At 68.8% G+C, this 14,293-nt stretch carries 18 protein-coding genes; 13 read left to right on the top strand and 5 right to left on the bottom strand.

Annotated features, from left to right (window positions below; all coding sequences use genetic code 11):
* Positions 1-59: 59 nt before the first annotated feature.
* The 8 genes from ACFSXZ_RS16365 (at position 60) to ACFSXZ_RS16330 (ending at position 5,632) form a co-directional block, all read left to right on the top strand.
* Positions 60-980 carry an LmeA family phospholipid-binding protein gene (locus tag ACFSXZ_RS16365; protein WP_378265879.1) on the top strand — a complete coding sequence of 307 codons (921 nt, stop codon included), beginning with the start codon at positions 60-62 and terminating at the stop codon, positions 978-980.
* Positions 981-992: 12 nt separating this feature from the next.
* The gene (locus ACFSXZ_RS16360; RefSeq protein ID WP_378266482.1) at positions 993-1,415 is read left to right on the top strand and encodes a TlpA family protein disulfide reductase; all 423 of its coding nucleotides are present in this window, start codon (positions 993-995) and stop codon (positions 1,413-1,415) included.
* Between the two features lie 264 nt (positions 1,416-1,679).
* Positions 1,680-2,111, top strand: a complete 432-nt coding sequence (locus tag ACFSXZ_RS16355) for a DUF4395 domain-containing protein (protein WP_378265878.1) — start codon at positions 1,680-1,682, stop codon at positions 2,109-2,111.
* A gap of 41 nt (positions 2,112-2,152) precedes the next feature.
* Positions 2,153-2,989 (top strand): sulfurtransferase, encoded by an 837-nt coding sequence (locus tag ACFSXZ_RS16350; RefSeq protein ID WP_378265877.1) that lies wholly within the window; start codon positions 2,153-2,155, stop codon positions 2,987-2,989.
* Entirely contained in the window at positions 2,986-3,297 is a 312-nt protein-coding gene (locus ACFSXZ_RS16345) for a DUF1416 domain-containing protein (RefSeq protein ID WP_378265876.1), read from the top strand. The genes ACFSXZ_RS16350 and ACFSXZ_RS16345 overlap by 4 nt, the downstream gene beginning before the upstream one ends.
* A 243-nt stretch (positions 3,298-3,540) precedes the next feature.
* Positions 3,541-4,155 (top strand): FABP family protein, encoded by a 615-nt coding sequence (locus ACFSXZ_RS16340; RefSeq protein ID WP_378265875.1) that lies wholly within the window; start codon positions 3,541-3,543, stop codon positions 4,153-4,155.
* 5 nt (positions 4,156-4,160) lie between these two features.
* A complete protein-coding gene (locus ACFSXZ_RS16335) occupies positions 4,161-4,772 on the top strand; it encodes a 5-oxoprolinase subunit B family protein (RefSeq protein WP_378265874.1) in 612 nt (203 codons plus the stop codon).
* Between the two features lie 17 nt (positions 4,773-4,789).
* The gene (locus ACFSXZ_RS16330) at positions 4,790-5,632 is read left to right on the top strand and encodes a 5-oxoprolinase subunit C family protein (RefSeq protein ID WP_378266481.1); all 843 of its coding nucleotides are present in this window, start codon (positions 4,790-4,792) and stop codon (positions 5,630-5,632) included.
* Here the strand turns inward: ACFSXZ_RS16330 and ACFSXZ_RS16325 are convergent.
* On the bottom strand, positions 5,623-6,471 hold the full coding sequence (locus ACFSXZ_RS16325) for an aminodeoxychorismate lyase (RefSeq protein ID WP_378265873.1): 849 nt from the start codon (positions 6,469-6,471) through the stop codon (positions 5,623-5,625). The two genes, ACFSXZ_RS16330 and ACFSXZ_RS16325, sit on opposite strands and share 10 nt — an antisense overlap.
* A 103-nt stretch (positions 6,472-6,574) precedes the next feature.
* On the opposite strand from ACFSXZ_RS16325, the gene ygfZ reads away from it, so the two are divergent.
* Both ygfZ and ACFSXZ_RS16315 read left to right on the top strand, forming a co-directional pair.
* Positions 6,575-7,696 carry a CAF17-like 4Fe-4S cluster assembly/insertion protein YgfZ gene (ygfZ, locus tag ACFSXZ_RS16320; RefSeq protein WP_378265872.1) on the top strand — a complete coding sequence of 374 codons (1,122 nt, stop codon included), beginning with the start codon at positions 6,575-6,577 and terminating at the stop codon, positions 7,694-7,696.
* 61 nt (positions 7,697-7,757) lie between these two features.
* Positions 7,758-8,330: an RsiG family protein gene (locus ACFSXZ_RS16315; RefSeq protein WP_378266480.1), complete on the top strand. Its 573-nt coding sequence runs from the start codon at positions 7,758-7,760 to the stop codon at positions 8,328-8,330.
* Here the strand turns inward: ACFSXZ_RS16315 and ACFSXZ_RS16310 are convergent.
* Positions 8,327-9,175, bottom strand: coding sequence for an SDR family NAD(P)-dependent oxidoreductase (locus ACFSXZ_RS16310; RefSeq protein ID WP_378265871.1), 849 nt, complete (start codon positions 9,173-9,175; stop codon positions 8,327-8,329). The two genes, ACFSXZ_RS16315 and ACFSXZ_RS16310, sit on opposite strands and share 4 nt — an antisense overlap.
* 138 nt (positions 9,176-9,313) lie before the next feature.
* Positions 9,314-10,207 carry a hypothetical protein gene (locus tag ACFSXZ_RS16305; RefSeq protein ID WP_378265870.1) on the bottom strand — a complete coding sequence of 298 codons (894 nt, stop codon included), beginning with the start codon at positions 10,205-10,207 and terminating at the stop codon, positions 9,314-9,316.
* A 185-nt stretch (positions 10,208-10,392) separates the two neighbouring features.
* Between ACFSXZ_RS16305 and ACFSXZ_RS16300 the strand changes: the two genes are divergently transcribed.
* From ACFSXZ_RS16300 to ACFSXZ_RS16290, 3 genes are all read left to right on the top strand, one after another.
* Positions 10,393-10,578, top strand: coding sequence for a DUF3073 domain-containing protein (locus ACFSXZ_RS16300; protein ID WP_378265869.1), 186 nt, complete (start codon positions 10,393-10,395; stop codon positions 10,576-10,578).
* An 84-nt stretch (positions 10,579-10,662) separates the two neighbouring features.
* Positions 10,663-11,523: a 3-hydroxybutyryl-CoA dehydrogenase gene (locus tag ACFSXZ_RS16295; RefSeq protein ID WP_378265868.1), complete on the top strand. Its 861-nt coding sequence runs from the start codon at positions 10,663-10,665 to the stop codon at positions 11,521-11,523.
* Complete coding sequence (locus ACFSXZ_RS16290) at positions 11,523-12,452, top strand: Gfo/Idh/MocA family protein (RefSeq protein ID WP_378265867.1); 930 nt, start codon at positions 11,523-11,525, stop codon at positions 12,450-12,452. The genes ACFSXZ_RS16295 and ACFSXZ_RS16290 overlap by 1 nt, the downstream gene beginning before the upstream one ends.
* 118 nt (positions 12,453-12,570) lie before the next feature.
* On the opposite strand, the gene arfB is transcribed toward ACFSXZ_RS16290, so the two are convergent.
* Both arfB and purM read right to left on the bottom strand, forming a co-directional pair.
* Positions 12,571-13,002 carry an alternative ribosome rescue aminoacyl-tRNA hydrolase ArfB gene (gene arfB / locus ACFSXZ_RS16285; RefSeq protein WP_378265866.1) on the bottom strand — a complete coding sequence of 144 codons (432 nt, stop codon included), beginning with the start codon at positions 13,000-13,002 and terminating at the stop codon, positions 12,571-12,573.
* A gap of 205 nt (positions 13,003-13,207) precedes the next feature.
* Complete coding sequence (gene purM, locus ACFSXZ_RS16280) at positions 13,208-14,278, bottom strand: phosphoribosylformylglycinamidine cyclo-ligase (protein ID WP_378265865.1); 1,071 nt, start codon at positions 14,276-14,278, stop codon at positions 13,208-13,210.
* Positions 14,279-14,293: the final 15 nt, after the last annotated feature.

The raw sequence follows: 14,293 nt of genomic DNA, 5'->3' as shown, positions 1-14,293 counted from the left end.
TCCCTGGTCGGCGTTTAGGTAAGAGTAGCGGCGGAAAGCGGGAAAAACCTCCCCCTGCCATGCTTGTCACACCGACGTCACGCCAAGGACCCAGAGATCGGATACCGAGAGTGAGCGAACCAGCGACCCGCGCACATGCTGTCCCCCGCGACGCCGCGAAGCGTCGCGGCCGTCGTACCCGCCGCATCCTGATCAGCCTCGTCGTGCTGATCGCCCTGCTGGTCGGTGCGGACTTCGGCGCGGCGGCCTACGCCGAGCACACGGTTTCGCAGAAGGCAAGGCAGCAGCTCAATCTCGCCGACGACCCGTCGGTGACCATCCACGGGTTCCCCTTCATCACGCAGGCGCTCGGCGGTCACTACGGTCGCATCTCCCTGGCGGCCTCCGGAGTCCCGATCCAGAACCTCAAGGACGTCGGTGTCAACGCCGAACTGCACGACGTCACGGCGCCGCTGTCGGATCTGGTCAACGGCAACACCAGTGCCATCGCCATCGGGAGGCTGGAGGCGCAGGTCACCATCAAGGCCAGCGACATCGCCAAGATCGACCCGCTGACCAAGATCGAGGACCTGCGCATCGAGCCGTCGAGCGTCGAATACGTCCAGACCGGGCAGGACTCCTCCGACTCGTCCTCCGGGGACAAGGACAAGAAGCAGCAGGACCAGGACAAGTCGAAGGCGGGCGTCCGCGTCTCCGGGTATGTCCAGATCGCCGGACAGAAGATCGAGATCTTCTGCTTCGCCATGATCGAACTGCACGGCACCGCGATCGACATCGTCCCGAAGCGCCTGCAGTACGGGAATGACAAGGAGACCACCGTTGTTCCCCAGGCAGTGCAACAGGCGTTGCTGCCCAACTTCAAGGCCGGGATCGACACCGGCACCCTGCCGTTCGAGGTGACTCCGACGGCGGTGCAGGTCAACAGCGGTTCGGTCACGGTCAAGGGAGAGGCGCAGAACGTCACGTTCAGCCGGAGGTGAGCCTTGACGGGCTTGACGGGTTTGTGGATCGTCGCCGGGGTGCTGGTGGTCGGGGTGATCGCGGGCATGGTGTTGCGGGCGGGCAACGGTCGGATCCGTGCCACCGGGCGGGAGCGCGGCCTCCCCGAGTCGGTCGTCAGCGCGCTCGATCCGCAAAGCGCGGTCACGCTGGTCCAGATTTCGACGACCTTCTGCGCGCCCTGCCGCCAAACCCGGGCTCTGTTGTCGTCGCTGGCCGAGAAGACCGAGGGCCTGCGGCACGTCGACCTTGACGTCACGGACCGCCCCGAGGTCGCGCAGGCGCTCGGCGTGCTGCGCACCCCCACCACGCTGGCGTTCACCCCGTCCGGCGAGGAACTCCTGCGGATCAGCGGGGTGCCCTCCGGCCCCGCGGTGCTGGACGCGCTCGCCGGACCCCTGAGCAGGGTTTCCTAGGGGTGTTCCACCAGGTGAGCAAGGTTCCCGGGTGGACACAACGTGGGTAGGCTGGACGCCGTGCACAGGCTGCCTCTGACTTTGCTGACGCAACGCCGCGCAGTGGATCTCTGCCGCGTGCGCAGCAGTCTGTGTTGTGGTGCATCCGCACCCAGCCGTCCCTGGTAAGCGGCGCTTCGCTGCCAGCCGACCTGTGCGCTCGGGCCGGGCCGCTTCAGGCTTGGTCTTCAACCCCTTTTCGCCCACTCGGTTCAGGGAGTTGTCATGCCAGCAGAACCCACGGTGGATCCGCGAGGACCACGTTTCGCCGCGGCGCTGACCACGGTCGTGCTCGCGCTCGTCCTGGTCACCTCGTGGTGGCCGGTACTGGCGGCGCAGACCGTCGTGTTCGCCATCGGGGCCTTCGCCGGCATCAGACGCGCGCCCTACTCGGTGCTTTACCGCCGCCTCGTGGCGCCTCGCCTCGGGCCGGCTCAGGAGCGCGAGGCCGAGCAACCGCTCAGGTTCGCGCAGGGCGTCGGGTTCGGCTTCGCGTTGGTGGGCACCCTCGGTTATGCCACCGGAATCACCGCGCTCGGCATCGTGGCCACGGCGTTCGCGCTGTTCGCCGCGTTCCTCAACGCCGCCTTCAACTTCTGTCTCGGGTGCGAGACCTATCTGATCATCCGGCGGTTCGCGCCCAACCAAGCGTCCTGAACTGTCCACCCACGAGAAGAGAGAAAGAGAGTGCAGCTCAAATGAGCCGTGAAGACGTCCTGGTCACAACGCAGTGGGCCGAGGAGAACCTGGACACGCCCGGCGTCATCTTCGCCGAGGTGGACGAGGACACCACCGCCTACGACGGAGGGCACATCCGAGGTGCCGTCAAGATCGACTGGAAGAACGAGTTGCAGGACCCGGTCCGCCGCGACTTCGTCGACAAAGCGGGCTTCGAGGCGCTGCTCTCGGAGAAGGGCATCTCCAACGACGACCTGGTGATCCTCTACGGCGGCAACAACAACTGGTTCGCCGCCTACGCCTACTGGTACTTCAAGCTGTACGGGCACGACAAGGTCAAGTTGCTCGACGGTGGCCGCAAGAAGTGGGAGCTCGACGGTCGCGAGCTCAGCCGCGACGAGGTCAAGCGCGAGCGCACCAGCTACACCGCGAAGGAGCCGGACACCACGATCCGTGCCTTCCGCGACGAGGTCGTCGCCTCGATCGGCACCAAGAACCTCGTCGACGTCCGCTCGCCCGACGAGTTCTCCGGCAAGCTGGTGGCGCCCGCGCACCTGCCGCAGGAGTCCGCGCAGCGCGCCGGGCACATTCCCACGGCGCTCAACGTGCCCTGGGCCAAGACCGCGAACGAGGACGGAACCTTCAAGTCCGACGAGGAACTCAAGGACCTCTACGCGCAGGAAGGCCTGGACACCGCCAAGCCGACCATCGCCTACTGCCGCATCGGTGAGCGCTCCAGCCACACCTGGTTCGCGCTGCACGAGCTGCTCGGACTGGGTGACGTGAAGAACTACGACGGTTCGTGGACGGAATACGGCTCGCTGGTGGGCGTGCCGATCGAGACGGGAGCCAAATGATGAGCGACGACGGCTGCGGCGCGCCGGTGCAGACCGCCACCCCGGCGGACCTGGACACTCGCGGACAGGTGGTGGTGGCCGGCCGGGTGACCGGTGACGGCGGCCCGCTCGGCGGCGCCTACGTGCGTCTGCTCAACAGCGACGGTGAGTTCGCCGGTGAGGTACAGGCCTCCGGCGACGGCGACTTCCGCTTCTACGCGGCGCCCGGCTCGTGGGTGGTGCGCGCGCTCCATCGCACCGGAACCGGTGAGGCGTCGGTCACCGCCGCCGACCCCGGCCTGCACCAGGTCACGATCGCCGTGGCTTAGCTTTTTTCGGAGCAAGGGCTGTTTACTACGGATGATCCGTAGTAAACAGCCCTTGCTTCTTTTCCAGGGGCGCCCGGGGGCCGGCCGTGGTGAGCGGCATCGCCATGATCGCCTCCCCGGCCTGAGGTACCCTGCTGGACGTGGAGACCCTGTTTACGACACTGCTGGTGATCGTCGCGGTCGCCGTGCTGTGGTTCGCGTTCTACGTCGTCTACCGCCTTTACAGCGACCAGCGCTGAGACCATGAGCAGTGGCGACGACGCCATCCAGGCCGCCGAGCAGCGCGCCGCGCACACCCGCGATCGCAACCTGCCCCAGTTCGACGATCTGCCGATTCCGGTGGACACCGCGAACCTGCGCGAGGGCGCGGATCTCAATCCCGCCTGCCTCGCGCTGCTTCCGCTGGTCGGCGTGTGGCGAGGTGAGGGCGAGGTCGACTATCCGACGATCCACGGCCCACGGAAGTTCGCGCAGCAGTTGACCATCGCGCACGACGGGCGCCCGTTCCTCTACCACGAGGCGCGCGCGTGGCTGCTCGACGACGAGGGCAACGTGATCCGCCCGGCGGCCCGTGAGGTCGGCTGGTGGCGGCCGCAGCCCGACGACACGATCGAACTCCTGCTCGCGCATTCCTCCGGCATCATCGAGATGTTCTACGGCAAACCGCGCAACCAGACATCGTGGGAGCTCGGCACCGACGCGGTGGTCCGCACGGCGACGGCCAAGGAGGTCACCGGCGCGCAGCGGCTCTACGGCATCGTCAACGGCGGTGATCTGGCTTACGTCGAAGAGCGCGCGATGGTGGGTGAGCCGATGCAGCCGCACATCTCCGCCTATCTGCGCCGCATCGTCGGCTGACGGTTTTGCGCTGGCTGACCTACGGCACGGACGCGGTCCTGGTCGAGTGCGCTTCGCGCGCTGAGGCGGCCGCCGTTCGCGCCACGGTCGTTTCGGCCGCCCACCCCGAGGTCGTCGAGGTCGTACCCGGAGCCTCGACGGTTCTGGTGTCGGTCCGGCCGGGATCGAAGGCGCTGGGTGAGATCCGCGCGTCGGTCGAGGGAGCAGACCTGACTCACCCGCCCGCCGGAGACCCTCGTGAGCACGTGCCGGACGTGCGCTACGACGGTGATGATCTCGAACTGGTGGCGCGCACGGCGGGAATCACCGTGGAGAAGGTCGTCCAACTGCATACGGAGGCGGAGTACACGGTCGCGTTCACGGGTTTCGCCCCCGGCTTCGGTTACCTCACGGGTCTGCCGGAGCCCCTTCGTCAGGCCAGGCTGGACAGTGCGAGAACCCGGGTGCCCGCCGGCTCGGTCGCCGTGGCCGGAGAGTTCGCCGGGGTCTACCCGCGTGCGTCGCCGGGCGGCTGGCGGTTGCTGGGGCGGACCGACGCCGTGCTCTTCGATCCACGAGCCGAACGTCCGGCTCTGCTCGCCCCGGGCGACCGGGTGCGATTCCGGAGCGTTTCGTGACGAGATCCCTCACCGTGATGGCGACCGGCCCGCTCACCCTGGTGCAGGACCTGGGCCGCCCCGGCCACGCCCACCTCGGGGTGCCGCCTTCCGGCGCGCTCGACGCGCCGGCGCTGCGCCTGGCCAACCGGCTGGTCGGGAACGCCGAAACCGCGGCCGGGATCGAGTCGCTGCTCGGCGGGTTCGCCATCATGGCGCGGTGTTCGTGCACGGTCGCCGTGACCGGCCCGTCGGTGGCGGTCACGGTCGACGGCCGGGCCGCCGGCTCCCAGGTGCCCATCCACCTGGCCCCGGGCCGGACCCTGACCGTCGGCACACCGGCCACCGGTCTGCGGTGCTATCTGGCCGTTTCCGGCGGCATCGACGCCGAGGCGCAGCTGGGCAGCCGGTCGCGGGACACGCTTTCGGAGATCGGACCGGCACCGCTGGCGCCGGGAGACGTGCTCCCGCTCGGTGCTCCGCTCGGCCTCCCTACCGGCGAGGACGTGCTCGTTCCGCCGCGTTTCTCCGGTGAACTGGTGGTCCCGGTCGTGCTCGGGCCGCGAGACGACTGGTTCGACGAACCGTCCGAGCGGCTGGCGAGAACCTGGACCGTGACGCCGGAGTCGAACCGGGTGGGCCTGCGCCTCGACGGGGAACGGCTGGCGCGCACCACGGAGCGCGAAGGGACGGAACTGGCCAGCGAGGGGTTGCTCACGGGCGCGATCCAGGTACCGCCCAGTGGTCTGCCGGTGGTCTTTCTCGCCGATCACCCGACCACGGGCGGCTATCCGGTGGTGGCCGTGGTGACCGCGTCGGCACTTCCCGCACTCGCCCAAGCACGTCCCGGCACGAGGGTCCGCTTTCGTGCTCAGCGGTAGAGGGAGTCGTAAGCGTCGGCGAGTTCCCGGTGGATCGCGGTGGAGTCGGCCAGCGGTTCGCCGTCGAGCGTGTGGACGCGCGTCAGCTTCCGGACCGAAGAAGCGAGGAAGACGCCGTCGGCCGTGCGCAGATCTTCCAGCCGAAGCGGTTCGATCTTGGTCGACCAGCCGGTCCGCTCAGCCGCGCGGAACACCGCGGCCTGGGTGGTGCCGGGCAGGATTCCGATGTTCGCCGGGGGCGTGAACAGCGTCCTGCCACGGGCCACGATCACGTTGGAGGTCGGGCCTTCCAGCACCGTCCCGTCGGTCGCGGTGAACACGACGTCGTCGGCGTCTCGCCGGGCGGCTTCCCGGCCGGCCGCCATGTTGACCGCGTACGACAAGGACTTCGCGCCGAGCAGCAGCCACGGTGCCCGCTCGGCGAGCTCCGGTTCGATGCCGCGCTCGAGCGTGATCACGGAGAGCCCCTCCTCCCGCGCACGGACGATCTTCTCCGCGATGTCCAGGCCCAGCGCGAAAGTGGTGACGGCGGCCGACGGATCGCTTTCCGGGCCGCGGGTGTAGACGAGCTTGATGGCGAACTCGGCGTCGCCCTGCCAGTTGTCGATCACCGTCGCGACCGCGCGCTGCCAGGCTTCGTCGTCGGGTTCGGGAAGGTCGAGCATGCCGGCCGAACGCGCCAGGCGGTCCAGGTGAGGACGCAGCTCCCGGGGTGTGCCGTCGGTGACCAGGATCGTCTCGAACACTCCGTCGCCGCGCATCAGCCCGAGATCGTCGATACGGATCCGGGGAACGTCGGGGTCGGCGAGTGTTCCGTCGAGGAAGGCGAGTACGCGCATGGATTCACCGTACTCACCTCGGTCGTTTCGCCGATGTGCGCACGGTGCGGGGTCACCCTTGTGCGGAGGCACGGAATCTCCTCGCGCGGCTTACGATCGAAGCATGTCCTACCAGTCACCTCTCCTCGACGCGCCTGGCTCGATCGCCCCACCGGACGGGAACCCCGAGCCAGGTGTCCCTTGGCACTGGGGGGATCCCTTCGCCGAACAGCGCACCGCGACCAGGAGTGTCGCGGTGGTGGACCGTTCGCACCGTGAGGTATTGCGCGTGAGCGGACCGGAGCGGCTTTCGTGGCTGCATCTGGTCATTTCGCAGCACGTGACGGAACTGGCCGGGGGCACGGAAGCCCTGGTACTGGACAGCCACGGACACGTCGACGCGCACATGGTGCTGGCCCACACCGGTGACGCCGTCCATCTCGACACCGACCCCGGCGCGCGGGCGACGAGCGCGTTGCCGAAGGGTGGCAAGCAGACCCTCCTCGAATACCTGGAGGCGATGAAGTTCTGGTCGAAGGTGGAGATCTCCGACGTCACCGGGGAACTGGCCGTGCTCACGCTGCTGGGCCCGGAGGCCGATCGGGTTCTGTCCACAGTGGACGTTTCGGTGGCGGCGGCGCCGTACTCCGTGACCACTTTCGAGGGCGGATTCGCGCGGCGCATGCCGTGGCCCGGTCCCGCCAGCGTGGACCTCGTGGTACCGCGAAGTGATCTCACCGGCTGGTGGCGGCGCCTCACCGACGCCGGTGCCCGGCCGGCGGGCACCTGGGCGTTCGACGCGCTCAGGGTGGAGTCGTTGCGGCCCCGCCTCGGCGTGGACACCGACGAGCGCACCATTCCCCACGAGGTGAACTGGATCGGCAGCGCGGCCCACGTCGCCAAGGGCTGCTACCGGGGCCAGGAGACCGTGGCGAAGGTGTTCAACGTGGGCCGTCCGCCCCGGCGGATGGTGCTCCTGCACCTCGACGGCTCCCCGGAGATCTACCCCGAAACGGGTGACCCGGTGCGCCTCGGGGAGAGGGTCGTCGGCCGGGTCGGCAGCGTGGCGCAGCATCACGAGCTCGGCCCGGTGGCCCTCGCGTTGATCAAGAGGTCGACCCCGCTGGACGCGGAACTGCTGGCCGGTGCGGAGGACCGCGCGGTACCGGCCGCCATCGACCCGGATTCAGTCCCCGCGGAAGGTGCCGCTCCCGGCCGTGAGGCGGCGGCTAGACTCCGGGGTTGACAGGTAAACATATGAAACCCCAAGCCCGATGCCGGTGACCGGCATAGAGCAGGATGTCGCCGTGATCGAAGTCCGGCCAGGCGGGCGACGTCGCATCGACCGCGTCCTCGACCCTGGTTTTGTCCGTGGCCTCGAAGAGCTGTCACTCGACCGGCTCCGCGAGCGCCGTGACGAAGCCGCGCAGGAAGAGACCGACCTGTCGTACCTGCGCCGGTTGCTGCACGCCCGGATCGACATCGTGCGCGCGGAACAGGAACGGCGCCGGACCGGTGGCCAGGGCAGTGTGGTGGACCAGTTGGCCGCCATCCTCTCCGACAACGCCTTGCGTCCCGCCCGTGGCTCGGGGCGGCACCAGAGCCTGGAGCCCTCGCGCGCCGGGCAGCACCGGCGGCAGGCCGAACTGCTGCTCGGTGATTCCGACCTGTCCGACGTGGAATCCCTGACCGACAACAAGCTCGCGGCCACCCTCCGGGACTACGCCGAAGAAGAGACCTCGGTGTCGGCACGCCGACGAGAGGTGCAGGCGGTCGTGGACCTGTTCAACGACGAGATCGCCGGTCGCTACGCCAGTGGCACCGCATCGGTGGACGACCTGCTCAACGCCGAGCGTGGCCGCGAACGCGGCACGAGCTAGCGAACGATCGCCATCGCGCGGTCGGTGAGGGCGCGGGCCGAAGCGATCACTTCCGGGGTGAGCGCGGTGGCCAGATAGTCCGTCGCGGCGCAGTCGGGGCCGATGACCAGCCCGGTCTGATCGTCCAGCGACGGGTCGGTGGCCGCGAACACGATCGAACGTGCGGCTTCGGCCGCGGGGCGCTGGACCCCGCGGTGGATCGATTCCCACAGCGGGCGTAGTGCCGGCGGCAGGATCTCGGGCGTCATTTCCGCGGCGTTCGGCGTCGCGGCCGTACCCGGGTCGGCCGCGAACACCGAGACACCGCTGCCCCGTAGGCGTTCCGCGAGTTCCTGGTTGTAGGCCAGGTGCGCGAGCTTGGCCCGGCCGGAGACCGCCATGCCGTAGTACTCGTCGGGCTCGATGTCGTCGTAGGCCGGAAGCCCGTCCAGCAAGGCCGTGGTGATGGACGAGGAAGTGACGTCGACGATCCGGCTTGGTCTGCCCGCCCGCAACGCGTCGAGCAGTGCCTCGGTCAGCGTGGTCGGTGAGAGGTGGTTCACCGCGAAACTGGCCTCGATGCCATCGGCGGTCTGCCACCGCTTCGACCACATACCGCCGACGTTGTTGACCAACACCTGCAGCGGGCCCTCCGCGGCCAGCTTCGCGCCGAGCGCGCGGACCTCGGCCAAGCTGGAAAGGTCGGCTTGGCGGAAGCGGGCGTTTCCGATTCGCCGCACGGCCTCGTCACCGTGCTCCTGGTTCCGCCCGACTACGGTCACCGCGTATCCGCGTCGCGAGAGTTCCGCCGCCACTTCCACCCCTATCCCGCGCGTACCGGCGGTGACGACTGCCTTGGGTGCCATGCGTTTCCCCTGTCCAGGTTCGCGGGCCCGCCAGTTCGGGCCCGCGTTCAGGAAATCGGGGCGGCGCCGAAAGATCCAAGGCACGCAAGGCATGGGGCGATGCCCTGACGGCATGACCCGGACTGGCGGCGAGGCCGGCTAGTTGCAGTGTTCGCGAGCGGCGAGCTCACTCCAGTAGTCGCGCAGGTCGTTGAACAACTCGGCAAGCTGCTCGACGTCGCCGGACCGCAGCGCCTCCAGGATGTTGTGCACCTCTTCGGCCGAGGTGTCCGACTCCAGCAGCGGGTCGGCGATCAGCTGGACGAGGCCGCCGTAGTCGAGTTCGACCGCCGACCCGGGATGGAAGTTCGCCAGCCACCGTTCGGTTTCGACGAGGATCCGGGTCGGTCCGGAATCACCCAGCGTGTTCTCCACGAGTTCCCGGGCCTCGCCGGCCCGGTGCACCGCGTCCGGCATCGCCACGCGCCAGGACATCTCGCGCCGGGGGTCGTCACGGCCGTCGCCCAGTTCGAGCCGCCGCTGGTCCGGGTCGACCAGGGCGAACCACGGCAGCGGCACGGTCCAGGTCGTCGAAAGCACGTGGACGGCCGCCTTGGTCAGCCGCCCGAGCGCGGCACCGGCCCGTGACCGTGCCGTCTCCGCGGTGACCCCACTGGACTCCAGCACGCTCGCCCGCAACGCGGGTTCGGCGTCACCGAGAAAGCTGACCAGCGCGGCCGCCGACCGGGCGCGAAGTTCGAGGGGACAGACCAGCGGCGCGGGGCCGGTCGTACCGGCCACTTCGGACGGGTCCAGCACCAGGACGTCGGTGAGAGTGCTCGGGGCCGGCCGGCCGTTCGCCAGCTCGGCCGGCAGGAGCCGCACCGGCGCCGCGGTCTGTGATCTCAGCCACATGAACTGCTCGCGCTCACCGGCGTCCGCCCTGGTCAGCTGGGTGGTCGCGACCGCCTTGACGAGCTGCTCGGGGGGTGGGTCGCCGAACGCGGACAGCGGCTCGTACACCCGCAGGTAGGCCACGAATGGTCGGAGCACCACTGCATCGTGGCACGTTGCCGGTCGTCCGGGTGCACCGAGGGGAGACTCTCACCACGAGAGGAGAAGCCGCATCGCATTCTCCCCCTGAGACAAGGTACGGTATGTACAGGAAATAGTTGTCGAGACGATGCGGGGCCGCCGTTTCCCCCGGCCGCCCCGTCCCTGTGCGAGGGGGTCGAGCCATGGGGCGCGGCCGGGCTAAGGCCAAGCAGACGAAGGTGGCGCGGGAGCTCAAGTACAGCACTCACGACACGGACTTCGCGGCTTTGCAGCGCGAGCTGTCAGGTAAATCCTCTCAGAACTCCCACGACGAGGACGACAAGTACGAGGACCCGTATGCCGACGAGGACGATGAGTACCGTCGTTGACGGCTGAGGAGAACGAGGGTGGACCGGAGGGTCCGCCCTCGTTCCTCGTAGGGTTCTCGGGCGTCGGCCAGCGTGGAGGTTCGGGTGGGTGGCATGGAGAAGGTCGGCGTCGTCGGAGCCGGCCTGATGGGTTCCGGAATCGCCGAGGTACACGCACACGCGGGTGCCGACGTGATGATCACCGAGGTGAGCAGGCCCGCGCTCGACGCGGGCCGTGCCCGCCTCGAAAAATCGCTTCAGCGCGGTGTGCGCAGCGGAAAGCTGACCGCGGAGGACGCCGAGGCGGCACTGAAACGGGTCACGTTCACCACCGACCTGGCCGATTTCGCCGATCGTGACCTCGTCATCGAGGCGATCATCGAACAGGAACAGGCCAAGGTCGAGGTGTTCCGTTCGCTGGACAAGATCATCGAGCGTGCCGATGCCGTCTTCGCCTCGAACACCTCTTCCATTCCGATCATGAAGCTGGGGATGGCCACCAGCAGGCCGGAACAGGTGATCGGGATCCACTTCTTCAACCCGGTACCGGTGTTGCCGCTGGTCGAGCTGGTGCCGTCGCTGCTCACCGGAGACGAAACGGTGCGGCGGGCGGACGAGCACGCGACGAGCACCCTCGGCAAGACGGTGATCCGGTCGCAGGACCGGGCCGGCTTCATCGTGAACGCGCTGCTGGTGCCGTACCTGCTCTCCGCGGTCAGGATGATCGAGTCCGGATTCGCCTCGGCCGAGGACATCGACCGCGGCATGGAACTCGGCACCGCGCACCCGATGGGTCCGCTGCGGTTGTCCGACCTGATCGGCCTGGACACCATCAAGGCCATCGCGGAGTCCATGTACGAGGAGTTCAAGGAACCGCTCTACTCGCCACCCCCGCTGTTGCTGCGCATGGTCGACGCAGGGCTGCTCGGCAAGAAGAGCGGCCGTGGCTTCTACTCCTACGACTGATGCGTGGCTCAGTTGTCCGAGTCGGACTTGTGGGAGCAGGGCCGTGGGCGAGGTCGGTGCACGCACCCGGGCTGGCCGGTCATCCTGGCATCGCGCTGACCACGGTGTGGGCGCGCCGTCGTGAGGCGGCGGAGGAGCTGGCGCGTGGTCACGGCGCCGAAGTGAGCACGAGTTTCGAAGAACTGCTCGACGAAGTCGACGCGGTGGCGTTCGCCGTGCCGCCCGCGATACAGGCCGGATTGGCCTTCGAGGCCGCGAAGGCGGGCAAGCATCTCATCTTGGAGAAGCCGATCGCCCCGGACGTGCCCACCGCGGAACGGCTGGCGGGCGCGGTTTCCGCGGCGGGTGTGACGAGCCTGGTGATGCTCACGTTGCGATTCGCGACCCAGACGCGCGAATGGCTCGCGGACCTGGCCGCGACCGGCGGCTGGACCGGTGGAAACGCTCGTTGGCTGTCCGGGGCCCTCCTCGGCGGGCAGTACAGCGGCTCCCCGTGGCGCCACGAAACGGGCGCGCTGGCCGATGTCGGTCCGCACGTGGTGGACCTGTTGGACGCCGCGCTCGGTCCCATCGCCGACGTCGCCGGCGCGCATCGGACGTCGGAGGACCTGTGGCACCTGATCTTCCGGCACGAGAACGGGGCCACCAGTTCGGCCACGCTGTCCATCGCGTTGCCGGTCGAGCCGACCGTCGCGGACTTCTCCGTCTACGGCACGCACGGCTATCGCGCGCTGAACCGCGATCCTGGCGGCGCGGCCGGTAGTTACACAGCCCTCCTCGACGAGTTCGTGGCCCTGATCGCCACCGGCACGACGACCCATCCCTGTGACGTCCACCGCGGCCTGCACCTTCAGCGCCTGCTCGACAAGGCCCTGTCGCTGGGCGGTGCATTCAAGGCGCGCGATCGGATTCGCGTAGACGGGCCGTGACCCTCGCTGTGCCCTTACCTTTGCGAGCAGGCGGCCCGCCTCCGCGAATCCGAAGCCTTCGGCCCTCGCGCGCCCGCCTCACCTCGTGCGGTAACACGGACTTCGGCAAACGGCTGAGTCAGCTCTCGTCGTAGCGGGTGCGTCGGCCGCGTTTGGTGTCACCGCGCCGCTTCTTCTCGGCCAAGCGACGTTCTTTGGCGCCACGGCTCGGCTTGGTGGGGCGCCGTTTCGCCGGCGGTGGGGCCGCGGCCTCGCGCAACACGGCCAGCAGTCGCGCCCGCGCCGCTTCCCGGTTCGCCAGTTGCGCACGGTGTTCGCTCGCCCGGATGGTCAACACACCGTCGCTCAACCGTGACGCCAGGCGAGCCAGCAGCCGCGGCCGCAGGTCGTCGGGCACCGATGGCGAGCGCGCCACGTCGAAGGACAACTCGACCCGGGAATCAGTGGTGTTCACTCCCTGCCCGCCGGGCCCCGAGGCACGGGAGAACCGCTCGGCCAGTTCCCCCGCCGGAATCACCAACCGTTGCGTGACCCCGAGGTCAGCGTCCATTTTCAACGCTCCCACCCGTCTCCCGCCACCGCCCTCAACGGAAGCGTTTCGCGCTGCTGTTTACGCCGATCTTGTGGCCAGGGCTCCGGCATCCGCACGCAACGTCTTGTTGGCTGGTGAGAGCCCTGCCCCCAAGGTCGGGTACCTGCGGAAGGCGCGTCGAGTGCTCATTTGCGCAGGCATCTCACCGTTTGCAGACAGTTCGTCAGAATCGAGGGTGGTCACCGGAAAGCACCGCGCGCGGGCCGTCGGGGTCGGACGACGGACGGATCTCGCCGAGGGTCCAGGCCGGCACGTGGCGCGCGGTGAGCACGGCCAGCGCACGGTCGACGTCCTCGGGGCCGACCACGGCGACCATGCCGACGCCCAGGTTGAACGTCTTCTCCATTTCGGTCCGCTCGACCTTGCCCCGGTGCGCGATCAACGCGAAGACCGGCGCCGGCGTCCAGGTGCCGCGTTCCAGTTCCGCGCAGAGGCCGCGCGGCACCACCCGGGCCAGGTTGGCGGCGAGGCCGCCGCCGGTGATGTGGGCGAACGTGCGAACTTCCGCCTCCGCGGCCAGCGCCAGGCAGTCCTTGGCGTAGATCCTTGTCGGTTCGAGCATTTCCTCACCGAGGGTACGGCCGAACTCCTCGACATGGCCGCCGAGCGGCATCCGTGCGATGTCGAGCAACACATGGCGAGCCAGGGAGTAGCCGTTGGAGTGCAGGCCGGACGACCCCATCGCGATCACCACGTCACCGGGACGGACGCGTTCCGGCCCGAGCACGTCCGCCGCCTCGACCACACCGACTCCGGTGGCCGAAAGGTCGTAGTCGTCGTCACCCATCAGACCGGGGTGCTCGGCGGTTTCGCCGCCGAGTAGCGCGCATCCCGCCCGCACACAACCCTCCGCGACCCCGCCGACCAGGGCTTCGATCTTCTCCGGGTAGACCTTGCCGACGGCGATGTAGTCCTGGAGGAACAGCGGTTCCGCGCCGGTCACCACCAGGTCGTCGACCACCATCGCGACCAGGTCGATGCCCACCGTGTCGTGCTTGTCCATCGCCTGCGCGACCGCGATCTTGGTGCCCACACCGTCCGTCGACGAGGCGAGCACCGGCTCCTTCCACCGGTCCTGCTTGAGCGCGAACAATCCCGCGAACCCGCCGACCCCACCGAGCACCTCTGGCCGTTTCGTCCGCTTGGCATGGGGCTTCAGCAGTTCGACGGCTCGTTCACCGGCGTCGATGTCGACGCCGGCGGCGGCATAGGTGGCGCGCGTGGGTTCGCTCACGGCGGGCGGACTCCA

Origin of the sequence: Amycolatopsis pigmentata (assembly GCF_042684065.1) — a bacterium.
Lineage (GTDB): Bacteria > Actinomycetota > Actinomycetes > Mycobacteriales > Pseudonocardiaceae > Amycolatopsis_E > Amycolatopsis_E pigmentata.
This window is presented reverse-complemented; position numbering and strand designations above follow the sequence as displayed.